Below are 24379 nucleotides of genomic sequence, written 5' to 3' on the forward strand. Positions count from 1 at the left end.
AGCAATGATGTTCGGATAAGTCCTACATATTCGTTCTCCTTCTCTCCCTAATCTGCTGCTCCTGAAGGCCTGCCCCTCTCTCTTGGTGCCGGTCAATTCGTTCCCTTTGGGAAGGTTCTTTACGGGTATGCACGCAGAATGAACATCAACTTATTTTTTAAAAAACATCCGCTGACGGTGGCGCTGCAAGCACCTGCAATGGGTTTGCTCATGCTGGGGGCGTCAGTCGCTGAGGCCCGGAGCGGGTTGGTCGGGGGCGAAGAGCGCACTATTGGTCCAGGCTATATCATCGATAACTGGGTTCTTTCGGAAGACTCCCATTTGATCTCGAATGGCGCGACGTTGCGCCAGTCCCAGGTAGTGGGCTCGCGGATGACATTGAACGAGGGAACACAAGCGCAAGACATCCAGGCTTCCTCCGGCTCGCAAATCAATCTGACCGGCGCAACGGTCGAAGCTCGGGCAAATGCTGCCTACGCGATGCACTTGACCAGCAGCAATGCCGATATTCGCGACAGTACGATCATCAACAGAAATGGCCTGGGTATCAGTGCAGGGCGTAACTTTCTGACGTCCGATGGCTCGACCATGAACATTGTCGGCAGCTCGGTCAGCGGCTCTACCCTCGGCGCGATTGCCTCGGCATTCAGCCAGTTGAATTTTACCAACTCCCAGGTTGTTGCTACCGACGATACGGGGACAGGCATCCTTCTGTTGGGGGCGGACGCCTCCGCGGTCAGCAGTCAAATCGTGGGAGGTGAGAACGGTGTACGACTGCACTACGAATCCTCCGACTTGAACACCAGCAGCCTGGTATTGAACGGCTCCAGTGTCGAGGGTAGAAACGGCGCTGCGTTGCTGGTGAGTGGAGACGCGGGTTCCAGCACTGACGCGGATATCCAGGTACGCAATGGGTCGAACTTGATTAGCGGCAACGGCAATATTCTGGAAGTGATGGGCGGCTCAACGGCCAACATGAACGTCGACCGCAGCTCCCTGGTGGGCGACGTGGTGGTCGAAGGCGGCAGCACCGCCAAGCTGCAACTCAACAACGGCTCCTGGCTGACCGGCCAGTTGAAGAACGTGGCCGAGCTGAGCGTCAACTCGGCGTCCCATTGGATGCTGGTGGCTGACAGTGAGGTCGGCGACCTGATCATGGGCGGTGGTACCGTTAACTTTGGCGGCCCGGATGAGTTCTACCAACTGGATGTCAACAGCCTGTCGGGCGATGGCACCTTTGCCATGCACACCGACTTTTCCAACGGCCAGACCGATCTGCTGAACGTCAACGGCACCGCCACGGGTAATCACAGCCTGTTGCTGGCGGCGACGGGCTCGGACCTGGCCGCTGCCACTCCGATCATGGTGGTGCACACCGAAGGCGGTGATGCGCAGTTCTCCCTGGTGGGTGATACGGTGGATGTCGGGACCTATTCCTATGGCCTGCAAAAGCAGGACACCGACTGGTACCTGGACCCTAGCCGCCGTGGCACCAGTAACAGCACCAAAGCGGTCCTTGGGTTGTTCAACACTGCACCCACCGTGCTCTACGGCGAGATGTCCCTGCTGCGTACCCGTATGGGTGAAGTGCGTTTCAGCGACGGCCAGAGCAACGGTTTCTGGATGCGTGGTTACGGCAACAAGTATGAAGTGGCCGGCAAACGGGACGGGGGCGGCTACACCCAAAACCAGCGTGGCCTGACCCTCGGTGCCGATGCCCCCCTGTCCAGCGGTGACGGCCAGTGGATGGCCGGTGTCATGGCCGGTCACAGCACGTCCGACATCAGCCTCAATGCGTCTGGCAGCGGTAAGGTCAACAGCTACTACCTGGGGGGTTACGCCACGTGGCTCGACGACGAAAGCGGCCTGTACTTCGACGGTGTGGTCAAGCTCAACCGCCTGCACAACGACGTCAAGGTGACCATGAGCGACGGCAAGCGCGCCAAGGGCAACTATGCGCAAAACGCCGTGGGCGCATCCGCGGAAGTCGGTCGGCATATCAAGCTCGATGACGGCTACTTTGTCGAGCCGTACTCGCAACTGAGCGCCACCATCATCCAGGCGCAAAGCTATGAACTGGACAATGGCTTGCACGCCAAGGGCGACCGTTCCGCTTCGGTGGTCGGCAAGTTGGGTGTGACGGGCGGCAAGAACATCCAGCTGGAGAGCGGTGGGGTGCTGCAACCTTACCTGCGTACCGCGGTGGCACATGAGTTCAACCACAGCAACCAGGTGCGGGTGAACGGCCACAGTTTCAACAACGATGTGTTTGGTTCGCGCATCGAAGTGGCGGCGGGTGTGGCGATGTCGGTCTCGAAAAACGTCAAGCTGCACGCGGATCTGGAACACGCCCAAGGCAAGAAGGTTGATCAGCCGTGGGGTGTCAACGTAGGGGTGCGTTACGATTTCTAAGGCACTGGTTCATTAAAATGGGAAGCTTCAGCTTCCCTTTTTTCGCCATAAAAAAGGCAGATTCATCAATGCGATGAACCTGCCTTGTGTTTACCCTAACTCACGACAGTCAAGGCTGAAGGCAAAATGCCGAATAGGCATATGATCTCAACCGGCACCAGACCCGCGCCGAGTCGCGGCCGTAATACATGATGCCTTCTGGTAGAAAACCTCCACAACCGCCCTCCAGGCAGCACCAGTAACCATACTGATTGAGCGGGAAGCTTTGAACCGTCCCGTAGACGGTTGACATGTGGCTGAGCGCGCTCGCTCCCATGGCTATCGCGCCCGGCAGGGAGTTGCGCCAGGCGATTGCGCCGTTGTAGTCAGACTCGGCGTTTCTCACCCGCAAGTGCCACACGTTACTCACGCTGACGTTGTAGGACACCGTACTGCCCAGGTTGTCTCGAACATCAATTGTGGTGCTGCCATTGCGGTTCCCCGTGACTTTCCCGGCTTGGGTCACCGACGCAATACCCGAGTTTCTTGAACTGTAGGTATAAGGCAGCACACCGCCGGTGGGTGTGCGCGTTTGTGCATTGCCGGGATAGTCTTGAGCATTCCTGACCCAGCCTTGTGCCACGATGGCATAGCCATTGAGGTGCATGTTGGTTTGGTCGATGGTCAACGGCGGTGTCGCCGCACCCACGGTAAAGGTCCGTGTATTCGACTCCACATTGGCATACAGCGCTTTGACGTGAACCGAGTAGGTTCGTGTGGTCAAGCCACTCATCACGTAGCTCCAGTCTCCGCCGGGGCTTACGGTCAATGGTCCGCTTATGGGTGCACCGCCTTCCCACAACCGCACCTGCAAACCAGGCGTCGCCTTGCCGCTGACGGTGACGGAGGTGTTGGTGGTGGTGCCCTGATGCGGGACTTCGCCCCTGGAGTCACGGACGGTGATGGTAGGCGTCACCACGGACAGATTGTTGAAACGCCACAGGTTGGAAGTCGGCCGCGGGTTACCTTGGCGCCCCCGTGCCGTATAGCGACGCTCTCCCAGCGCAACCCCCGTCACCACCACAGACCAGGGTGATTGACCGGCAGGCACGCTGGTGATCAGTAAGTCGCCGTCATAGATATCGAACGGACTCTGAGGGACGGGACTGGCGGTGCCGGTGAGCGTCACGGTGCTCGTTGCTGCGGACCCACCGTTGGCAATGAGGTTGCCGACGGCATCCGCCGCACCCGTAATGGCGAGCGCCAACACGGTATTGCGCACGGTATAAAGGGTAACCGGGGCGCTGATTGCTTGAGCCTCGGTGGCGTGGGTGACATACCCCACTTTGAATTGAATCGAAATCTGCTCGCCATTCGGGCAAGTAGCCAGCCAGTCCAGAGGGGCGGGAATACTGACCCCGGCTGCCGCGTTGTGGGGGTGAGCAGCCCATATCACCAACGTAGCGGGGCTGGCCCCTGGACAATGGAGCGTCAGCCAGAGGTTCATTCCGGTATACACATAGGGCCATTGCGCCACCGTCAGCAGTGCCGACCCCGGCAGGGTAGGTACATCCAGGATCGAGGTGTGCGGCACATTGTGGATCAACGGACGAGGCAAAGAGGTGATCGTGCCGACCCTGACTGTCTGCACATGGGAGGGTGTGGCGCCTGGAATACCGGTGCGCACGACGGAGTAACTCAGTTGGATGGTGCTGTTGATACTGAGGGCCATGATCTTGTTGTCGATGGGGAACACCCGGGTTCCCGTGGCCAGGCCACTCAACGTGATGCGATGCACCGTAGCGTCCTGATAGACCCACTTCAAGGTGATCAGGTCGTCGCTGCGCATATCGTCATAGCGCACCGTGACTCTCACGTTATTTTCGACCGCCAGCGGTTCGACCGTTACGTTCGGGCCCGTGCCCGAGGCGCCCTGGAGCACTGGGTGCGGCAAGATACTGGGCAGTGTCTGAATATAGTAATGGCGCTCCCTGAACATCAGGGCCTCGGACTTGAATTGGCCGCGATCAAAACTGACCCAGAATCGAGTGGTCAACTGCGAACCGTCCCTTAGCCGGCGCAGTTCATTGACCGGCGTAGGAGGGCTGACGCCTTGGGTTTCACCTGCTGCGGTGACGAGCTCTGCACTATAGGTTTGTTCATAATAGCGCCGACCATCGGCATATTCGCCTTCGTAGTCCATCCACATCCGCTGGTCCCTTTGGCTGAAGTCCCAGCGGTCGATGACCGTACGCTCGTTGCCCGCCAGGCGGAATGTTTCGAGTATCGGGTTGTCGCCCACGCCCTCGATGGTGGGAGTGGGTGTATCAATGAGAGGTAGCAGATGCAGGACGAGGGGCTGCGACGGTATTTCCCGGGTGCGCCGCAGCAGGAAATACTGCACCGTGATATTCCGGCCAGCCGGATGAATATTGGCTCCGATCACCTCGGGCGGTACCCGGAACTCGACACGCATGTCGGCACTCCCGTCTTTGGTCTCGCTGTGGCTGCCAATAAACGCCAGGCCATTCCATTCGGCACGAATCCGGTCAGTGGGGAGCATTTGCGGGAAGTACACGACAATGGTCGCGCCCGCTGTCACGCGTTCCGGCATCAGTTGGTCAAGGTCCGGGTCGGCTTCACGCACGGTGGGTGGCAGCAGGTCGCCCAGGGGCCGGCCGACGGTGACCACCAGCACTTCAGAACGCAGTGGCTCGGCGCCAGGCCTGACGAGTGAGTAGCTCAGGCGGATCTCGTGATCCAGGTTGGCGTCGACATAGGACTTGTCCACCGTGAAGGCAACCGCGGCGCCTGCTGAAGCCTCATTCAACAGAATGCTGCCCCCGGTAGAACTCTCGGGGCCGCCAGCGCTGCCCTGCCATCGCCACACAAGCGTGTCCCCGGGGAGCGTGTTGACATACGGCAGGGTGACAATCGCCTGGCCAATTACATCATTGGGGTCAAGGTTGTCATCGAGGTCGACGCCTTGCATCAACGGCCGTGGCATGATCTCCACACGATCACCGAACTGCACAAACAGGTCTTCAGAGTCGCGAATCGTCAACGCATCGATCTCCGTCGGCCCGATCCTGCCGTCGTCCACCCGATAAAATACCCGGACATGGCCGAGGCCGACAAAGCGTTGGAACTCACTGTTGGGCACAATCCGAAACCGCGTAGGGGGCGGTGGCGCGCCGGCCAGCAGGGTCTGCTCATAAAACTCTACGCCGCCACCGGGTCGTATGGCCTCCATGCGCAGGGTCACGGGGAAGTTGGGGCTATAGGGCGTGTACTCCGGGAAGTCCACGGTAATGTAGGGGGCCGCCGGGTCGATCAAACCGACCTCGGCCTCCCTGATCGTCACGGCCGGCATATTCGCCTGGGTACCAAAGACCGTGACCGTCAACCCACGGGAGGTACCCAGGACGGTGCCCAGCGGGAATTGCACCTCATAGGTGATCAGCATCGAGCCATTGATCAGCTGTTTGATGATGTCATTGCGCACGACGGTAAACGCCGAGCGGTTGAGCACTGCCGGGAACGGCGGCAGTGTTTCCACCAGCGGTGAGCCGTCGAACTGGATGGCGTTCAGCGTTGCGACGATTTGGGCGCCTGCGGGAGTGCGGGTGCCGTTGGGCAGCACAGACGGTACTACCACCTCGAGTTCAAATATTTTCTCCCCTTGAGTATCGAAATTGACGTCAGTCGTGTCGACGCGTTCTACGAGGAAGTAGGGCCGTTCCAACAGGGTGGTGTCCAGATCGGCTTTCAGGTGAGAGGTTTGCGACCACTGCCGAATTTTTCCGGAAACGTTGTCCACTTCGTCGTAGGCCCGAAAGCGGATCGCGATCAGTCCGCTGCCGGCGCGCTCAATGATCCTTTCCGATACGAATACCTCAATGGGGGTTCGCCCCTCGGCCTGGTCTGCGTCAATCTGAAGCAGGACCGTCTGGTTGCCGTACTCCAGCTCGAGGGTGTCGCGCACGCGGATGTTGGGGTAGCGGTCAATGGGGAACAGCAAGCCCGAACTCGCCCGGTCGGGCTCCAGTACCGCGTCCGGGCCCTGCAGATCAGGTGGCAAGTGCAGTTTCAATTCGGAATGGTAAGGCAGTCCTGGGTCTGTATCGTCCCCACCGGGGCGCGTGTCTTTGATGAAGAATGTTTGCTCCACCGAAGTGCTTTCAGCGCCGCCCAATGCTCTGACTACACGTCCGAAGCAGGGAAAAACGAAACCGGTGGGCACCTCCTCATACGGAATTGCCAATTGGTAGCGCACCTGTGTTTCCTGGCCCGGGCGAATTTGGTCCTCGGCCTTGGGAAACCGTGTATCGCCCATGTAGTACTCAAACACATCATCCACATTGAGGTTAATCCATCGTTCAAAATTGATGATCAACCCATTTTCGATATGGGCGATGTTCAATCCCCGGTCCGCCCCCACGACAGACAGGATTGCACGGCTCGCATAGGGCGGCGGTGTAAGATCTACTGCCGTGGTCCCATTCGCGTCGGTGTTGGTGGAGGGCGGTAAAACGCTCAGGGAGGCGTCGGCGGGCGGACGTTCAGGCCGGTCGCTGCTGTCGTGATCAATGGGAGAGCTGGACATGGAGGTTCTCCTTGCAGAAAGGGCGCGCGCCGATGCGAAAGCACGCGAGGCAAGGAAAATCAAACACCCGGAGGAAACCGGCGGATAGCTGTGAGAAATGACAGTGCCGACGAGTGGTTGGTATCAGGTACAGGGAACCTGAAAAGAGGGACAGTCTATTGCTAAATAGAACTGCCCCTTCTGCCGGTTCTTGGTTGCCGATCTTTCAACACCTCTACGTTGTGCTTATTTTTATATCGTTAAGACCCAAGGTGACGGTATATCCGGGAATGTGCGCGGAAAACGTAATTGAGAAACTTCTGGTGTCTTTTCGGCTAAAGGCGACACTGATTTTTTGCATCCAGGCACCAGTGTCAGGTAACGGTATGTCAATGTCGTACGGTGATTCAGGACCCGCTCGCAGATTCGCAGGCCCATTGGTGAGAAATTCGATGGCGAGTTCGTACTGTCCTGGAGGTAGCTGAGAAGTCGAGAAGGTTTTAGATACTGTTAGACCTCTTTCGCGGTTCGATTTAAGCTCCCAGAATAGACCTCCGTTATAAGAACGATAACCAGGGAGGACGGCGTTTGTCTGGACCCAGCCATTCGAGGTTCGATCATCGAAGTTGGTGTGCTCTACAATCACGATTTGCTTCATCACGGTATACCGCGTCACCGGAAAACTCACCGCCTGCGCCTCGGTGCTGTTATTGGCATACCCCACTTTGAACTCGATCGACAACTGCGCCCCGTTCGGGCAGGTTTTCAGCCAGTTCAGCCAGGCTTGCGGCAGTGCCACGTCAAGCCCTGACGTCGAGTTATGGGGCTGAGCGGCCCAGGCGACATAAGTCGCCGGCGAAGCCCCAGGACACTGGAATGTCATCCAGAGCTTCATCCCCGAATACTGCAACTTCCAGGGTGCAACGGTCAGCCGACTGGCCGTTGTCAGGCCGCTGATATCCAGCGTCCCGTTGTTGGCCACGTTGTTGATCCGCGGATTATCCAAGCTCGCGGCAGAAATCGTGTTGACCCGTACCGTCTGCGTCGCAGAAGGAACAGGGTCAGTCACCCCGACGCGCACCACCGAGTAATTCAACAGCACCGTGCTGTTGACACTGCGGGCCAGTACCGTATTGCCGATGGTGAACACCCGCGTGCCGCTGTCATTGCCATTCAGCTCGGCGCTGTACACGTTGGCATCCGCATAGATCCAGCGCAGGGTGATCTTGTCGGTGCTGCGCATGCCGTCGTATTTCACGCTCACCTGGGCCGTATTTTCGAGCGCCAGGGGCTCCACCGTCACGCTCGGCCCGGTGCCCGAAGCGCCGCCGATAAACGGATGGGGCAGCGAGCTGGGAAACGCCTGGATGACGTAGTGACGCTCCCGGAACAGCACCGCGTTGGCCTTGTTGGTGCTGCGCTCAAAGCTGACCCAGGCCCTGATCCACAAGTCGGAACCGTCCCTGAGCCTGCGCAGATTAACCACCGGCGTCGGTGCCAGGATGCCGTTGGTCTCGGCGCTGGCGTTCACCAGGTCGGCCGTGTAGGTCGACTCGACGTAATTCCCGCCCGCCGCGAGTTGGCCGGAATATTCCAGCCAAATCCGTTGGGCGCGATGGATAAAGTGCCAGACGTTGATCGCCGTGCGTTCGTGGCCGACCAGCCGGGAGACGTCCAGCATCGACGTGCCGAACCCTTCGATGGTCGGAGTCGGCGTGGTGATCAGAGGCAGCAGGCGCACGGTCAGGATGCGTGACGGGATCTCCTGGGTACCGCCCCGGATCAGGAAGTACTGCACGTTGATGTCCCGTCCGCCGGCGGCAATATTGACCCCGACCACTTCGGCCGGCACGGTGTACTCGACACTCTTGCGGGTGTTGCCGTCCTTGGTTTCACTCCAGGTGCCGATACCCGCAATGCCGCTCCAGGTGGCGCGGATGCGGTCGGTGGGGAGCATCTGCGGGAAGCTCACGACGAGGGTTGCGCCGGCCGTCACCGCTTCGGGTGTCAATTGGTCAGGCGAGCGAGAGGCTTCTTTTATTTCGGGCCGGATCAGGTCACCCAGCGATGCCCCCACGGTGATGACCCGCACCTCGGAGCGCAGGGGTTCGGCGCCTGCCCGTTCCCGGGAATAGCTCAGGCGCATCTCGCCATCGCGGTTGGCGTCGATAAAGGCCTTGTCCACCGGGAATGACACGGGACTGCCTGCGGTGCTGGGATTGAGTTCGATGCTGCCCCCCGTGGAGCCGCCGACGGCACTGCCCAACAAGCGCCAGACAAGGACGTCGCCGTCCCGTGTGCCGGTATCGGGCAGGGTGACAATCACCTGGCCGATCACCGTGTCGGGGTCAAGGTTGTCGAGCAGGTCAAGCCCGCTCATATCGGGTTTGGGCAGCGTGGCCACCCGCGGACCAAATTGCACCAGCAGGTCGTCGGAGCGGCGGCCCGGCGGGCTGACCACGCCGTCCTCCACCAGGTAAAACACCCGAACATCGCCTAAGCCGACAAAGCGTTGGAAGTCGCTGTTGTTCACAATCCGAAAACGTGTCGGTGGTGGTGGAGCGCCCGCCAGCAGGGTTTGTTCATAGACTTCCACGCTGCCGCCGGGCCGCGTGGCCTCCATGCGCAGGGTCACGGGATAGTCTTCGCCGTAAGGGATGTACGCCGGAAAGTCCACGGTAATGTAGGGCCGGGCGGGGTCGACCAAGCCGCTTTCCGCCTCGCGGATGTCCACTGCCGGCATGCTGGATTCGGTACCAAATACGGTGACCGTCAACCGGCGTGAGGTGCCCAGGAAGTCGCCTGCCGCCGTACGCAGTTCATAGCTGATTTGCAGCGTGCCGTTGATCAGTTGTTTGATAAAGTCTTTGTTCACGTCGGTAAACGCGGAGCGACCCAGCCGGGCCGCGAAGGGTGGCAGCGCCTCTACCAACCTCGAACCGTCAACCCGAATGCCGCTCAACGTTACGTGAATCTGAGTGCCTGCGGGGGTCGTGGTGCCATTGGGAAGCCGGGTGGGCACAGTCACTTCCACCTCGAACGGGCCCGCGCTCTGGGTGTCGAAATTGACGTCGGTGATGTCCGCGCCATCCAGCAGAAAATACGGACGCTCCAGCAGGTTGGGGTCCAGGTCGGTTTCCAGATGCACGGCTTGGGACCACTGCTGCAGCTCGCCGGAATAGTTGAATACCTTGTCGTGTGCCCGGAAACGAATCGTCACCAGCCCGCTGCCGGCGGCCACCACGATGGATCCCGGCACCAATACCTCGATGGGCTTGCGCCCGGCCACATGGTCGGCATCCAGCGTCAGTGTCACCAGGCGGCCGTTCCAGTACAGCTCGATGACGTCCTCGAAGAAAATGTTCGGATAGCGCTCAATGGTACACAGCACCCCCAGACTGGCCCGGGCGGCATCCAGCACGGCACTGGGCCCTTGCAGGTCGGCGGGCAGGTGCAGGATCAGGGCCGAGTGATAGGGCAGGTCCGGGTCCATGTCGGCGCCGCCGGGCCGGGTGTCCTTGATGAAGATCGTCAAGGGGGCCGAGGTGCTTTCCCGGCCGGTGGGGCGCACGACTCGACCGTAGCAGGGGTAGACATCCCCCAAGGGCACGTGCTCACGGGGGATCGCCAGGTGGTGAAGGCGTTGCGTCTCCTCGCCGGTGCGAATTTCATCCTCGGCCTTGGCGAAACGTGTATCGCCCATGTAGTACTCGAAGAAATCGCCCGAACCGATCGCGGCCCAGGGCCAAAACGTGATGAACAGTAGGTGTTCGATATGACGTATGCCCAGCCCGATGTCTGCCAGGTCACCGGGTGGGAAAATGACCGCATTGGCCACGAAGGGCGCGGGATCGAGGTCTTCGGCGGTGGTCCCCACGGGATCCGTGGTGGAGGGGATGACAATCAGGTCGGTGCAGGACGACGGGACGGGCAGGTTACTGTCGTCGCGATCGGCGGGGGAGCTGGACATGGGCGTTCTCCTGGCGAGGAAAGGCGCGCCGTTATCGGGGCGCGCTGGCCAGGAAAATCAAACACCCGGAAGAAGCCGGCGGATAGCTGTGAGAAATGACAGTGCCGACGAGTGGTAGATTTCAGCCGGCACCGTCAGTTACATCCACGCACTCAGCCAGGTTGAACCGAATAACAACAAGGCCATGCAGCGGTTAAAGCACTGCATCGCCTTTGCCGAGCGAAACACGCGACCCGAGCCGGCCCCCAGCAATGCCCACACACCCAGGCAGGGCAGGGAAACAATAAAGAAGGCCAGGGACAGGTACACCACGTGACTCTGACGATCGCTGCCGTTGCCGGCAAAGACACTGACGACAGCCAACGCCATCATCCAGGTCTTGGGGTTGAGCAATTGCAGGCTGGCGGCGCCCGTCAGACCCAGGCGCTGTTGCGTGACGCCAGGGTCGATGGTCTCGGTCGGAGCGCTGAATATTTTCCACGACAGGTAGCTCAGCCAAAGGATGCCGGCCCATTGAAGGGTGGCCTGCACCTTGGGCAGTTGTGCCAGGGATTGGCCGAACCCCGAGCCAACCAGCAACACGATTCCCGCCGCCCCCGTACAGGCCCCGAGAATGATCGGCAAGGCAGCCTTGAGGCCATAGCGGGCACTGTTGCTCAGCACCAGGATGTTGGTGGGGCCGGGGGTGATGGAGGCGACAAAGGCGAACAACAGAAATGGCAGCAGGGTAGGGAACATGACAACGCGACTCCAATGAGCAGATCAATGGCGTCGATCTTCACAAGGGCGTGGTTATCTGTCTGGAAGATTTGAGCAGCGCTTGCGGTACGTAGCCGGTGTGAGGCCATAGGCTCGCACGAACCAGCGGCCCAGATGGCTTTGGTCGGAAAATCCCAGGCTTGTCGCTACGTCGGCTGGCTGTTCACCCCTGGCCAGCAAATGTCGGGCTCGGGCCAGACGCAGTTGTACCAGGTAAGCGTGAGGCGGCAATCCGAACGCGCTTTTGAAGGCGCGGGTCAGGCGGAAGCGGTCGACACCGGTGGCCAGTGCCAGTTCGTCCATGCCGATGTCCTGATGCAGGTGGGCGTGCAGGTATTCCCGGGCCTTGTGGGCCACCAGCGGCAAGCGTGGGTCTTCGCGATAGCGCTGGCGCCACTGCAACTGGCCGGTGAGGCGCTCCAGCAGTTGGTCGAGGGCGCTTTGGCGCACGATACGCAGTTCGCCGTGGTGCAGGCTATGGAAGGCGAGGCTGGTGGCCTGTGCCAGGCGTGGATCAGTGGTCAGCGTGCTGGCAACGCTCAGTTGACTGTTGAGCGGCGCTTCCTCGAACACGGCCGACACTTCGCGCTCGAGCCAATGCGGATCGAGGTACAGCATGCGGTAGGTGAAACCCTCGACGGTGGGGGCGTCGCCGTCATGGATTTCGCCCGGTTCCAACAAAAACACTTGCCCGGGTGTGCTGTGATGGCGGGCCCGGCGACAGTTGAATTGCTGCACGCCTTGCTCGGTAACGCCCACCAGGAAACTGTCGTGCCAGTGCGGGTCGTAGGCGTGGCCCTCGAAATGCGCGCGCAGGGTCTCGATGCCGGTGTCGGCGTCTTGAGCCAGGTCGATCCAGTTGTGGGCGGTCATAACGCACCGATAACGAATAGGTTGTCGCCAGTTAGCGCCGCAGCGCCGGGTGGCGTCTAGAAGGTTTGTGCAGCCTCAGCCGAACAACCCGGCGGCGACGTTGATCGAGAACCCCAGGATCGCGGTGTTGAACAGGAAGCCGATCAACGATTGCCCCAGCACCACCTTGCGCAGGCCGCGGGTGGCCACGCCGACGTCCGCGGTTTGCACCGCCACACCGATGGTGAACGAGAAGTACAGAAAGTCCCAGTAATTGGGTGTGCGCAAATCCTCGGCAAAGCGCAGCGCCGGCTCGGGGCCGTCCCAGGTGTAATACAGGCGCGCGTAATGCACGCTGAAAATCACCCCGATCAGCAGCCATGAACCGATCACCGTCAGGCCGGTAAACCCGTAGTGCAACAGGCGCTCGGTACTGCTCAGGTCCTTGCTGCCCACCAGTTCAAAGGTAATGGTCGCCAGGCTGGCAATCGCCGCTATGCACACCATGAACAGCACCAGGCTGGCGTTCTCGTCTTCGATCTCGGCGATACGCTTTACGTCGTCGGCGCGGGAATGGCTGGTGAGCCACAGCATCAGCACCAGGTAGGTCCAGACCCCGGCATTCCAGCCGATGAGGATTTTGCTGATGAGTGTATCGGCCGGAGCCAGGAGGCCCACCGCCAGGCCCAGGACGGCGGCGCAGGACAGGCGAGGGTGGGTGCGGGCGAGGAAGGGCATGGGAACTCGATGGGCCAGGGTTTGCATTACCTTAGCCCACCTGAGTCCTTTGTTCAGCTGTCTTTGTGGCGCTTCTTCACCAGCTTCATCACCACCACGAAGAACACCGGCACAAACACCACCGCCAGCGTCGCGGTAATCATCCCGCCGATCACCCCGGTGCCGATGGCCTGCTGGCTGGCCGAGCTGGCACCCGTGGCAATCGCCAACGGCACCACGCCGAGGATAAACGCCAGGGACGTCATGATGATCGGCCGCAGACGCAGGCGTGCCGCCTTGAGCGTTGCATCGATCAGGTCTTCGCCCTGGTCATACAGGTCCTTGGCAAACTCGATGATCAGGATCGCGTTCTTCGCCGACAGGCCAATAATCGTAATCAGGCCGACCTTGAAGAACACATCGTTGGGCATCCCGCGCAAACTCACGGCCAACACCGCACCGAGCACGCCAAGCGGCACCACCAGCAACACCGAGGTTGGAATCGACCAGCTCTCGTACAGCGCCGCCAGGCACAGGAACACGATCAGCAGCGACAAGCCGAGCAATAGCGGCGCCTGGGAACCGGACAAACGCTCCTGCAACGACAGGCCGGTCCACTCCTGGCCCAGGCCGGTGGGCAGTTGGCTGACCAGCCGCTGGATCTCCTCCATTGCCTCGCCGGTGCTGTGGCCGGGCGCCGACTCACCGGAAATCGCGATGGCCGGGTAACCGTTGTAGCGGGTCAACTGGGCCGGGCCCTGGATCCAGCGCGCTTCAACGAAGGCCGACAGCGGCACCATCTTCCCGGCGTTGTTACGCACATGGATCTTCATCAGGTCGGCCACCTGGCTGCGCTGATCGCCTTCGGCCTGCACCACCACCCGCTGCATGCGGCCCTGGTTGGGGAAGTCATTGATATAGGCCGACCCGATGGCCGAGGACAGCACATTGCCGATGTCGGCAAAGGAAATGCCCAGGGCGTTGGCTTGCTTGCGGTCCACTTCCAGTTGCACCTGAGGCGCCTCGGCCAGGGCGCTTTCACGCACGTTGGCCAGGATCGGGCTTTTCTCGGCGGCGGCCAGCAGTTCGGTACGGGCTTCCATCAGCGCGGCATGGCCGACGCCGCCACGGTCTTGCAGGCGGAACTCGAAACCGCTGGAGGTGCCCAGGCCATCCACCGGCGGCGGCAGGATCGCATAGGCAATCGCGTCCTTCAGCTCGCTGAAGGCCGCGTTGGCACGGTCTGCAATGGCGGCGGCGGAATCCTGGCTGCTGCGCTCCGACCAGTCCTTGAGCGTGGTAAACGCCAGTGCCGCGTTCTGCCCCGAACCGGAGAAGCTGAAGCCCATGATCATCGTGGTATCGCCCACGCCCGGCTCGCCGGCGTTGTGCGCCTCGATCTGCTCGGCCACCTGCACCGTGCGGTTCTTGCTCGCACCCGGCGGCAGCTGGATATCGGTGATGGTGTAACCCTGGTCTTCCACCGGCAGGAACGAGGAGGGCAGACGACTGAACAACACGCCCAGGCCGACCACCAGCACCAGGTAGATCAGCAGGTAGCGGCCGCTGCGCTTAAGGGCATACGCCACCCAGCCTTCATAGCGGTCGGTGAACTGCTCGAAGCGCCGGTTGAACCAGCCGAAGAACCCGCCTTTCTCATGGTGCTCGCCCTTGGCAATCGGCTTGAGCAAGGTGGCGCACAGCGCCGGGGTCAAGGTCAGGGCGAGGAACGCCGAGAACAGGATCGAGGTGGCCATCGACAGCGAGAACTGCTGGTAGATCACGCCCACCGAACCCGGCATGAACGCCATCGGCAGGAACACCGCCACCAGCACCAGCGTGATGCCGACAATCGCCCCGGTGATCTGGCCCATGGCTTTGCGCGTGGCTTCCTTGGGCGACAGGCCCTCGGTGACCATGATCCGCTCGACGTTCTCCACCACCACAATCGCATCGTCCACCAGGATGCCGATGGCCAACACCATGCCGAACATGGTCAGCACGTTGATCGAGAAGCCCAGCAACAGCATCGTCGCAAACGTGCCCATCAACGCGATCGGCACCACCAGCGTCGGGATCAACGTGTAGCGGATGTTCTGCAGGAACAGGAACATCACCGCAAACACCAGCAACATCGCCTCGCCCAGGGTGTACACCACCTTGGTGATCGAGACCTTCACGAACGGCGAAGTGTCGTACGGGATCTTGTATTCGACGTTGGCCGGAAAGTAGCGCGCCAGTTCGTCCATCTTCGCCCGCACCAGGGTCGCAGTGCTCAAGGCGTTGGCGCCGGGGGACAGCTGCACGCTGACGGCGGTGGACGGCTTGCCGTTCAGGCGGGTGGAGAACTGATATTCCTGGCTGCCGATTTCCACCCGCGCCACGTCACCGACACGCACGGTAGAACCGTCCGGATTGGCCTTGAGCACGATGTCGGCAAATTCGGCCGGCGTCGAGAGCTGGCCTTTCACCAGAATCGACGCGGTGATTTCCTGGGTCTTGGTGCCCGGCAAATCACCGATGCTGCCAGCCGACACCTGGGCGTTCTGCGCGGCGATGGCGGCATTGACGTCGGCCGGGGTCAGGTTGAAACCGATCAGCTTCTGCGGGTCGATCCAGATCCGCATCGCCCGCTCGGCGCCGTATAGCTGGGCCTTGCCCACACCGTCCAGGCGCTTGAGTTCGTTCATCACGTTGCGCGCCAGGTAATCGCTGAGCGCCACGTCATCCAGCTTGCCGTCGCTGGAGGTCAGGGTCACCAGCAGCAGGAAGCCGGCGGAGACTTTCTCCACCTGCAGGCCCTGCTGGGTCACCGCCTGAGGCAGGCGTGGCTCCACCGCCTTGAGACGGTTTTGCACGTCCACCTGGGCCATCTCCGGGTCGGTGCCCGGCTGGAAGGTTGCAGTAATGGTGGCCGAACCGAGGCTGCTCTGGGACTCGAAATACAGCAAGTGATCGGCGCCGTTAAGCTCCTGCTCGATCAGGCTGACCACACTTTCGTCCAGGGTCTGCGCCGAGGCGCCCGGGTACACCGCGTAGATCTCGACTTTCGGCGGCGCGACGTTGGGGTATTGCGCCACGGGCAACTGCGGGATGGCGAGGGCGCCAGCCAGCAGGATAAACAGGGCGACCACCCAGGCGAAGATCGGGCGGTCAATAAAGAACTGCGGCATTGTGAACTATCCCTTTGTTACTGGCCGGATGCCTGGGCGAGAGGCGCGGTGCTGTCGTCAACCTGGACTTTCTCGCCCGGGCGGGCGTGTTGCAGGCCTTCGACGACGATACGGTCACCGGCCTTGAGGCCGCTGGTCACGACCCAGCGGTCATTCACCACCGAACCCAGTTCCACCGGTTGCTGGCTCACGGTTTGCTCGGCGTCCAGCAGCAACACCATGGGAATCCCGGCACTGTCGCGGGTGATCGCCCGTTGCGGCACGCTGATGCCTTGCTGGTCGACGGCTTGCTCCAGGCGTACGCGGATAAAGCTGCCGGGCAGCAGGTCGAGGTCCGGGTTGGGGAACTCGCTGCGCAAGATGATCTGCCCGGTGCCCGGGTCGACGCTGATCTCGGCGAACAGCAGCTTGCCCGGCAACGGGTACAGGCTGCCGTCATCCTGAATCAGCGTGGCCTTGGCCTGGTCCTGGCCGACCTGCTTCAAGTGGCCGGCGCGGAAGGCCCGGCGCAGGTCATTCAGCTCGCGGGTGGATTGGGTCAGGTCGGCGTGGATCGGGTCCAGTTGCTGGATCAGCGCCATCGGCGTGGCTTCGTTCTGCCCCACCAGTGCGCCTTCGGTCACCAGCGCGCGGCCGATGCGCCCGGAAATCGGCGCGGTGACGGTGGCATAACCCAGGTTCAATTTGGCGCGCTGCACCGCGGCCCGGTTGGCGGCCACGTCGGCGGCGGTTTGCCGGGCGGCGGCGCGGGCGTTGTCGTATTCCTGGCCGCTGATGGCGTTGCCTTCCACCAATTGGCTGTAGCGCTGCTCTTGCAGGCGCGCCTGGAACGCATTGGCCTCGGCCTTGCGCAGGCTGGCCTGGGCGCTGTCGAGGTCGGCCTTGAACGGCGCAGGGTCAATCCGGAACAGCACATCGCCCTGTTTCACGTCGTGACCTTCCTTGAACACCCGCTGTAACACCACGCCGGCCACCCGGGCGCGCACTTCGGCGATGCGCGGCGCGGCAATCCGCCCGCTCAGCTCGCTGGTGATGGACAGGGGCTTGGCTTCAAGGGTTTCGATCCGCACCTTGGCCAATGGTGCCTCGGCGGCTTCGTCCGCGGACTTGCCACACGCGCTCAGCGCCAGTGTCAGGGCCAACAGGCAAAACGGCGCAAACAGATTCTTCGACATGCTCATATCCCAATATTGACTGGCGCATCCTACGGGCGCCCCCGCCACAGTGCTGTGAAGCTCTGTAGGTGGTGTGTGAAGAAATGTAAGGTGCAGCCCACAGATGCGCGGGGGCGTATATCCTTTATGGCTGCCGAACCTAGCACAATGACCTGTGCGACTCGAAAACGAATCATCTGGAAACACCCTTAATGCCCAACATTCTCCTGGTGGAAGACGACGCAGCGCTCTCCGAATTGATCGCCAGTTATCTGGAACGCAACGGCTACCACGTCAGTGTGCTCAGCCGGGGCGACCACGTGCGTGAGCGCGCGCGACTCAACCCACCGGACCTGGTCATCCTCGACCTGATGCTGCCGGGCCTCGACGGCCTGCAAGTCTGCCGGTTGCTGCGGGCCGATTCGGCCACGCTGCCGATCCTGATGCTCACCGCTCGTGACGACAGCCACGACCAGGTGCTGGGCCTGGAAATGGGCGCCGACGATTACGTCACCAAACCCTGTGAGCCCCGGGTGCTGCTCGCCCGTGTTCGGACCCTGCTGCGCCGCAGCAGCCTCACCGAACCCCAGGTGGCCAACGACCAGATCCTGATGGGCAACCTGTGCATCGACCTGTCGGAGCGCACCGTGACCTGGCGCGACCAGGCGGTGGAGCTGTCCAGCGGTGAATACAACCTGCTGGTGGTGCTGGCCCGGCATGCCGGCGAAGTGCTCAGCCGCGACCAGATCCTGCAACGCCTGCGGGGTATCGAATTCAACGGCACCGACCGCTCGGTGGACGTGGCGATTTCCAAGCTGCGGCGCAAGTTCGACGACCACGCCGGTGAAGCGCGCAAGATCAAGACCGTGTGGGGCAAGGGCTACCTGTTCAGCCGTTCCGAGTGGGAATGCTGAGCCATGTTTCGCGTCCTGATTCGCCTGTACCTGATCACCATCGTCACCTTTGCCGCCGCGATCTACCTGGTGCCGCGGGCGGTGATCCAGCTGTTTGAACACCGTTACATGAGCTACAACATCGAGCAGTCCCGAGGCATGCAGAGCCTGATCGTCAAGGAGTACCAACGGGTGCCGATGGAGCAGTGGGCCAACGTCACCGTGCGCCTGGCGGCGGATTTCGCGCCGCTCAAGGTGCAACTGCTGCGCATCCAGGACGCCAGCTACACCCCGGAAGAACAACGCCTGCTGGAAAAAGACCAGATGGTGATTCGCCTGGGCGAGTGGGGCTGGGCAGACGACGTCAGCTCGCCCCTGGACGACCAGTTGGTGGTCAAGGTCTCGGTACCGCCGGACCCGCTGGACATGAACCTGCTGTACTGGAGCATGAACGTGCTGATCGGCGCGGCGCTGCTGGCGTGTCTGCTGGTCTGGCTACGGCCCCACTGGCGCGACCTGGAACGCCTGAAAAGCACGGCGGCGCAACTCGGCCAGGGCAACCTTGCGGCCCGCACGAAGATTCCCTCCAGCTCCAACATCGGCAGCCTGGCGGCGGTGTTCGACACCATGGCCAATGACATCGAGCAACTGCTCAACCAGCAACGGGACTTGCTCAACGCGGTCTCCCATGAACTGCGCACGCCACTCACGCGCCTGGATTTCGGCCTGGCCCTGGCGCTGTCCGATGAGTTGCCGGCCGCCAGCCGCGAACGCCTGCAAGGCCTGGTGGCACATATTCGTGAACTGGACGAACTGGTGCTGGAGTTGCTGTCCTACAGCCGCCTGCAAAACCCGGCACAGACGCCGGAGCGGGTGGAAGTGGTGCTGGATGAGTTTATCGACAGCATCCTCGGCAGCGTCGACGATGAACTGGAAAACCCCGATATCGTCATGGATGTGGTGCTCGACTGCGCCGTGGAGCGCTTCACCCTGGACCCGCGCCTGACCGCCCGAGCCCTGCAAAACCTGCTGCGCAACGCCATGCGGTATTGCGAGCGACGAATTCAGGTGGGGGTGAAGGTGTGCCCCAAGGGCTGCGAGATTTGGGTGGACGATGACGGCATCGGCATTCCGGTTGACCAGCGGGAGCGGATTTTCGAGCCGTTCTACCGGCTGGATCGCAGCCGTGACCGGGCCACCGGCGGTTTTGGCCTGGGATTGGCCATCAGTCGGCGGGCGCTTGAAGCCCAGGGCGGAACATTGACAGCCCAGGGCTCGCCATTGGGCGGCGCACGGTTCCGGCTGTGGCTGCCGAGCTGAAGAACACCACAAAACCATTGTGGGAGCTGGCTTGCCTGCGATAGCGGTGGGTCAGCTTGCATCTTTGTTGACTGATACACCGCCATCGCAGGCAAGCCAGCTCCCACATTTGATCTTCACTGTTCTTCAGTCCTGTTTTTGGCCGATGCACAGCCTTACCCGCCGTCACACACCCTTGATATAGTTCGGCCCTTATCCCAGCTGCCAGTCAAGGATCACTGCCATGTCCGAATACCAAGCGTTTGTCGTCGAACTCAGCGGCAACGTCGCCCATGTGCAGCTCAACCGACCGGAAAAGATCAACGCCATGAACGCGGCGTTCTGGACCGAGATCATCGACATCTTCCAATGGGTCGAAGACACCGACGCCGTGCGTGCGGTGGTCATCAGCGGTGCCGGCAAGCATTTTTCTTCCGGCATCGACCTGATGATGCTGGCCTCGGTGGCCAATGAATTCGGCAAGGACGTAGGTCGCAACGCGCGCCTGCTGCGGCGCAAGATCCTCGAACTGCAAGCCTCGTTCAACGCCGTCGACAACTGCCGCAAGCCGGTACTCGCGGCGATCCACGGTTACTGCATCGGCGGTGCCATCGACCTGATCAGCGCCTGTGACATGCGCTACGCCGCCGAAGATGCGCAATTCTCCATCAAGGAAATCGACATCGGCATGGCCGCCGACGTCGGCACCCTGCAACGCCTGCCGCGCATCGTCGGTGACGGCATGCTCCGTGAGCTGGCTTACACCGGCCGCCAGTTCGGCGCAGAAGAGGCGCGCAGCATCGGCCTGGTGAATCGGGTGTACAGCGATCACGAGAGCCTGCTGGCCGGCGTGATGGACATCGCCCGGGAAATCGCCGCCAAATCCCCGATCGCGGTCACCGGCACCAAGGCGATGATCAGCTACATGCGTGACCACAGCATCAATGATGGTCTGGAATACGTTGCCACCTGGAACTCAGCTATGTTGCAATCCAACGACCTGCGCGTGGCCATCGCGGCCCATATGAGCAAGCAGAAACCCGAATTCGTGGATTGACTGAACATGACCCCAGGCTGGATTACCACAACGCTGCTGGACAACGACGCCCCGGGCGGCTGGGCCGTGGCCCGCAGCCGCGAAGGCTTTTTGCACGACCAGAACGGCCCGCTGTTCCCCCGGGAATGGCTCAAGCGCCAGGACCTGTCGGTGTTTGCCGAGCATGGCATCGGCCATCTGGACGGCGAACCGGTGTACCTGCTGGAACTCAACAGCCCCGCCGATGTGCCGGGCTGTGCCTGGCAGGGCCTGCGGGCGTTCATGCTGCAAGGCGATCATACCCTGTACAAAGTGCTGGGCTATGCCGCGCAAATCGGCACCTGGGCCCGGGAACACCGGTTTTGCGGCAGTTGTGGCCAGGCGATGGTGCAGGTGCCACGGGAGCGGGCGATGTTCTGCCAGGCCTGTGACCTGCGCAGCTACCCGCGTATCTCGCCGAGCATGATCGTGCTGGTGACCCGTGGCGACGAGATCCTGCTGGCCCGCTCGCCGCGCTTTGTCACGGGGGTCTACAGCACCCTGGCAGGGTTTGCCGAGCCGGGTGAGTCTGCCGAAGACTGCCTGATTCGCGAGGTGCGTGAAGAAGTGCAGGTGGAGGTCAAGAACATCCAGTACATGGGCAGCCAGTGCTGGCCGTTCCCGCACTCGATGATGCTGGGCTTTCACGCCGAGTACGCCGGTGGCGATATCGTGCCCCAGGCCGACGAGATCGAAGACGCGCAGTGGTTCAACATCCATGAGCTGCCGCCGTTGCCGGCGTCCCGCTCGATTGCGCGCTACCTGATCGACCTCTACCTGGCCCGTCGTTTAGGCCACGCTGAACCAGTGCTGCCAGGCTAGGCGCACCGTCAGGCCAAGCACCACGGTGATGAACACCGGGCGAATGAACTTGGCGCCGCCGCTGATTGCGCTGCGTGCGCCAAAGAATGCACCGCACATCACCGAAACGCCCATGCACAGGCCGACAATCCAGTCCACCGAACCATTGAAGATGAACACCGTCAGCGCCGCCGCGTTGCTGACGAAGTTCATGCTGCGCGCCACGCCGCTGGCTTTTACCAGGTCGATGGGGTGCAGCAGCATGGTACTCACGGTCCAGAACGCCCCGGTGCCCGGGCCGGCCACGCCGTCGTAGAAACCCAGGCCAAAGCCTTGGGTGGATTGCCATTTCTTCTTGATCGGCGCGTCGTTATCCAGCGCCGCCTTGGGCGTGCCGCCGAACAGCAAATACAAACCGCAGCCGAATACAATCACCGGGAGCATCTTGTTCAGGGTTTCGGCGGGCAGGTAATGGGCGACGACTGCGCCGGTGAGTGCGCCGATCAGCGTGCCGACGATGGCGTGCACCCACTGGCGTGGATGAAACAGCTTGCGGCGATAGAAGGTAAAGCTGGCGGTGGCCGAGCCGAAGGTGGAACTGAGTTTGTTGGTGCCCAGCACCAGGTGCGGCGGCATGCCGGCGGTCAGCAGGGCAGGCGTGGTCAGCAGGCCGCCACCGCCGGCGATGGCGTCGATGAAACCGGCGATGAAGGCAACAACGGCGAGGATCGCCAGGGTGGTGAGGTCAACGCTGAGTTCGAAGGGCATGGGCAAGACTTAGTCGGCAAGGCGCAGAAAGGGCTGCGCGAAAGGCCGGTATCTTACCCATAACCCTCAGGTGTGGGTATCAGGCGTGACGCTTCTCCCACCATTCCATGCCGGTGCGCCAGATGCAGATTCCCAGGAAGTACGCCGACATCAGCAACCACAGCCCCATCGTCAGCCGATTGGTGTACGGGAAGTCGATCACCAGCAGCAGGCTGCACAGCAACCAAATGGTCGTTACCGCAATATTGCTCGGCATGAAGCGCTTGACCCGGAACGGGTGCAGGAACTTCATCGGCGTGACCGTCAGCAACGCCAGGGCGATGACAGTCAACAGGGTGATCCAGGCAGCCGGCTGGATGATGTAGACGCACAGCGCAACCACGTTCCAGGCCGCCGGGAAGCCCTGGAAGTAATTGTCCTTGCTCTTCATATTCACGTTGCAGAAGCAGAACAGCGACGACACCAGGATCACCGACACCGTAAACAGTGGGGTGAAGTCCGGCAAGGCGATATAGCGATAGATAAACAATGCCGGGATAAAGACGTACGTCAGGTAATCAATCACCAGGTCCAGCACCGAGCCATCAAAGCTTGGCAGCACCGTCTGCACATTCACCCGTCGCGCGAGCGAGCCATCTACCCCGTCGACGATCAGGGCCAGCCCCAGCCACAGCAGGCAAGCCTTGGGCTGGTTGTCGAGCAGTGCCAGAGTGGCCAGGAAGGCCAGCACCACGCCGGTGGCGGTAAAACCATGGGCGCCCCAGGCCTTGAGACGGGCTACATGCAGGGTCGATATCACAGGGGCGTTCTCCAAATGGTGAAACAGGGCAGCCGACGGGGTGACACCGTCGAATCTGGCCAGAGTGTGCAAGTATCGACCGGGAAGGGTGGGATAAGGTTCACCACCCGGCGTAGGTTAAGCGTAGCAAGCGTAAGACGTTTCGGCATCAGCCTTGACGGAACACCAGTGCCTTTAATCCGCTTTGCGGATCGATATCGGGAAATTCCGGCGGGTTTTCCAGCCGCCGGTCAAAGCGCAGGCCAGGCGCTTCGCGGGTTACGCCGTCGATCAGGAAGTCTTCGCCGAAGGCCGGGTCATTCATGCACGCCAGCACCGTGCCCTGTGCCGTGAGCAAATCCGGCAGGCGGCGCAGCACCCGCTGGTAGTCCTTGGTCAGCAGGAAGCTGCCTTTCTGGAAGGAAGGCGGGTCGATGATCACCAGGTCATACGGGCCGCTGTGGGTGACTTTGGCCCAGGACTTGAACAGGTCGTGGCCGAGGAAGGTCACCTGGCTCAGGTCATGGCCATTCAGGCGGTGATTGTCGCGGCCACGGCTCAAGGCACCCCGGGCCATGTCCAGGTTCACCACGTGCTCGGCGCCGCCTTCGATGGCGGCGACGGAGAACCCGCAGGTGTAGGCAAACAGGTTCAGCACGCGCTGGCCTTGAGCCTGTTCCCGCACCCAGTTGCGCCCGTAGCGCATGTCGAGGAACAGCCCGCTGTTCTGCTTTTTGCCCAGGTCGATCAGGTAGCGCAGGCCGCCTTCGGTGATGGTCAGTTCGTCGACCGCCTCGCCCAACAGCCATTCGGTGGTGCTTTGCGGCAAGTAGCGGTGTTGCAGCGCCACGGTATGCGCGCCATAGGACGACCAATCGAACTGCACCAGCATCTGTTTTAACGCCTCAAGTCCCGAAGCTTCGGGTTCCTTGAACAGCGAGACCAGCACCACACCTTGCAGCCAGTCCACCGTCAGCTGTTCCAGGCCCGGCCAGCAGCGGCCACGCCCGTGAAACAGGCGCCGGGTCTCCGTGGGAACGGTGTGCAGGGCGGTCAGCAAATGGGCGTGCAGGGTAGCGAGTGCGTCTGGGGTCATCGGGCAACGTCGGTCATTGAGCGGGCGGCATTTTAAACACAATTGCGGGCTGTCCGGGAGTTGAAGCA

The 24379-nt window shown here is 61.6% G+C and carries 15 protein-coding genes; 5 read left to right on the forward strand and 10 right to left on the reverse strand.

Annotation, left to right across the window (positions count from 1 at the left end):
* The first annotated feature begins 138 nt into the window (after positions 1-138).
* The gene (locus HKK54_RS24945) at positions 139-2412 is read left to right on the forward strand and encodes an autotransporter outer membrane beta-barrel domain-containing protein (RefSeq protein ID WP_010165562.1); all 2274 of its coding nucleotides are present in this window, start codon (positions 139-141) and stop codon (positions 2410-2412) included.
* Between the two features lie 109 nt (positions 2413-2521).
* Here the strand turns inward: HKK54_RS24945 and HKK54_RS24950 are convergent, their stop codons facing one another.
* From HKK54_RS24950 to HKK54_RS24980, 7 genes are all read right to left on the reverse strand, one after another.
* Positions 2522-6997, reverse strand: a complete 4476-nt coding sequence (locus HKK54_RS24950; RefSeq protein ID WP_237150984.1) for an Ig-like domain-containing protein — start codon at positions 6995-6997, stop codon at positions 2522-2524.
* A gap of 214 nt (positions 6998-7211) precedes the next feature.
* Complete coding sequence (locus HKK54_RS24955) at positions 7212-10946, reverse strand: hypothetical protein (protein WP_169388163.1); 3735 nt, start codon at positions 10944-10946, stop codon at positions 7212-7214.
* Between the two features lie 138 nt (positions 10947-11084).
* Positions 11085-11684 carry a LysE family translocator gene (locus tag HKK54_RS24960; RefSeq protein ID WP_169388164.1) on the reverse strand — a complete coding sequence of 200 codons (600 nt, stop codon included), beginning with the start codon at positions 11682-11684 and terminating at the stop codon, positions 11085-11087.
* Positions 11685-11738: 54 nt separating this feature from the next.
* On the reverse strand, positions 11739-12578 hold the full coding sequence (locus HKK54_RS24965; RefSeq protein ID WP_169388165.1) for an AraC family transcriptional regulator: 840 nt from the start codon (positions 12576-12578) through the stop codon (positions 11739-11741).
* A 75-nt stretch (positions 12579-12653) separates the two neighbouring features.
* Positions 12654-13295, reverse strand: coding sequence for a DUF1345 domain-containing protein (locus HKK54_RS24970; RefSeq protein WP_169388166.1), 642 nt, complete (start codon positions 13293-13295; stop codon positions 12654-12656).
* 53 nt (positions 13296-13348) lie between these two features.
* Positions 13349-16447, reverse strand: a complete 3099-nt coding sequence (locus HKK54_RS24975) for an efflux RND transporter permease subunit (protein WP_169388167.1) — start codon at positions 16445-16447, stop codon at positions 13349-13351.
* 17 nt (positions 16448-16464) lie between these two features.
* The gene (locus tag HKK54_RS24980; RefSeq protein ID WP_169388168.1) at positions 16465-17622 is read right to left on the reverse strand and encodes an efflux RND transporter periplasmic adaptor subunit; all 1158 of its coding nucleotides are present in this window, start codon (positions 17620-17622) and stop codon (positions 16465-16467) included.
* Positions 17623-17813: 191 nt separating this feature from the next.
* Between HKK54_RS24980 and HKK54_RS24985 the strand changes: the two genes are divergently transcribed.
* The 4 genes from HKK54_RS24985 to nudC all read left to right on the forward strand — a co-directional run bounded on the left by HKK54_RS24985 (position 17814) and on the right by nudC (position 21690).
* Positions 17814-18515: a response regulator transcription factor gene (locus tag HKK54_RS24985; RefSeq protein ID WP_010165572.1), complete on the forward strand. Its 702-nt coding sequence runs from the start codon at positions 17814-17816 to the stop codon at positions 18513-18515.
* Between the two features lie 3 nt (positions 18516-18518).
* Positions 18519-19814 carry an ATP-binding protein gene (locus tag HKK54_RS24990; RefSeq protein WP_169388169.1) on the forward strand — a complete coding sequence of 432 codons (1296 nt, stop codon included), beginning with the start codon at positions 18519-18521 and terminating at the stop codon, positions 19812-19814.
* A 223-nt stretch (positions 19815-20037) separates the two neighbouring features.
* Complete coding sequence (locus HKK54_RS24995; RefSeq protein WP_010165577.1) at positions 20038-20850, forward strand: crotonase/enoyl-CoA hydratase family protein; 813 nt, start codon at positions 20038-20040, stop codon at positions 20848-20850.
* Between the two features lie 6 nt (positions 20851-20856).
* The gene (gene nudC, locus HKK54_RS25000; protein WP_169388170.1) at positions 20857-21690 is read left to right on the forward strand and encodes an NAD(+) diphosphatase; all 834 of its coding nucleotides are present in this window, start codon (positions 20857-20859) and stop codon (positions 21688-21690) included.
* Here nudC and HKK54_RS25005 read toward each other — a convergent pair.
* From HKK54_RS25005 to HKK54_RS25015, 3 genes are all read right to left on the reverse strand, one after another.
* Positions 21658-22437: a TSUP family transporter gene (locus tag HKK54_RS25005; RefSeq protein WP_169388171.1), complete on the reverse strand. Its 780-nt coding sequence runs from the start codon at positions 22435-22437 to the stop codon at positions 21658-21660. The two genes, nudC and HKK54_RS25005, sit on opposite strands and share 33 nt — an antisense overlap.
* Positions 22438-22516: 79 nt before the next feature.
* Positions 22517-23236, reverse strand: coding sequence for a phosphatidylcholine synthase (gene pcsA / locus HKK54_RS25010; RefSeq protein ID WP_169388172.1), 720 nt, complete (start codon positions 23234-23236; stop codon positions 22517-22519).
* Positions 23237-23384: 148 nt separating this feature from the next.
* Positions 23385-24311, reverse strand: coding sequence for a class I SAM-dependent methyltransferase (locus HKK54_RS25015; RefSeq protein ID WP_169388173.1), 927 nt, complete (start codon positions 24309-24311; stop codon positions 23385-23387).
* Positions 24312-24379: the final 68 nt, after the last annotated feature.

The sequence above is a fragment of the Pseudomonas sp. ADAK13 genome (assembly GCF_012935715.1).
Lineage (GTDB): Bacteria > Pseudomonadota > Gammaproteobacteria > Pseudomonadales > Pseudomonadaceae > Aquipseudomonas.

Excerpts from the sequence above, each read along its gene's own strand:
- HKK54_RS24980 (WP_169388168.1), bottom strand. The coding sequence starts at position 17,622 with ATGTCGAAGAATCTGTTTGCGCCGTTTTGCCTGTTGGCCCTGACACTG.
- nudC (WP_169388170.1), top strand. The coding sequence starts at position 20,857 with ATGACCCCAGGCTGGATTACCACAACGCTGCTGGACAACGACGCCCCG.
- HKK54_RS24970 (WP_169388166.1), bottom strand. The coding sequence starts at position 13,295 with ATGCCCTTCCTCGCCCGCACCCACCCTCGCCTGTCCTGCGCCGCCGTC.
- HKK54_RS25005 (WP_169388171.1), bottom strand. The coding sequence starts at position 22,437 with ATGCCCTTCGAACTCAGCGTTGACCTCACCACCCTGGCGATCCTCGCC.
- HKK54_RS25015 (WP_169388173.1), bottom strand. The coding sequence starts at position 24,311 with ATGACCCCAGACGCACTCGCTACCCTGCACGCCCATTTGCTGACCGCC.
- HKK54_RS24995 (WP_010165577.1), top strand. The coding sequence starts at position 20,038 with ATGTCCGAATACCAAGCGTTTGTCGTCGAACTCAGCGGCAACGTCGCC.
- HKK54_RS24985 (WP_010165572.1), top strand. The coding sequence starts at position 17,814 with ATGCCCAACATTCTCCTGGTGGAAGACGACGCAGCGCTCTCCGAATTG.
- HKK54_RS24990 (WP_169388169.1), top strand. The coding sequence starts at position 18,519 with ATGTTTCGCGTCCTGATTCGCCTGTACCTGATCACCATCGTCACCTTT.
- HKK54_RS24965 (WP_169388165.1), bottom strand. The coding sequence starts at position 12,578 with ATGACCGCCCACAACTGGATCGACCTGGCTCAAGACGCCGACACCGGC.
- HKK54_RS24960 (WP_169388164.1), bottom strand. The coding sequence starts at position 11,684 with ATGTTCCCTACCCTGCTGCCATTTCTGTTGTTCGCCTTTGTCGCCTCC.
- HKK54_RS24945 (WP_010165562.1), top strand. The coding sequence starts at position 139 with ATGAACATCAACTTATTTTTTAAAAAACATCCGCTGACGGTGGCGCTG.
- HKK54_RS24950 (WP_237150984.1), bottom strand. The coding sequence starts at position 6,997 with ATGTCCAGCTCTCCCATTGATCACGACAGCAGCGACCGGCCTGAACGT.
- HKK54_RS24975 (WP_169388167.1), bottom strand. The coding sequence starts at position 16,447 with ATGCCGCAGTTCTTTATTGACCGCCCGATCTTCGCCTGGGTGGTCGCC.
- HKK54_RS24955 (WP_169388163.1), bottom strand. The coding sequence starts at position 10,946 with ATGTCCAGCTCCCCCGCCGATCGCGACGACAGTAACCTGCCCGTCCCG.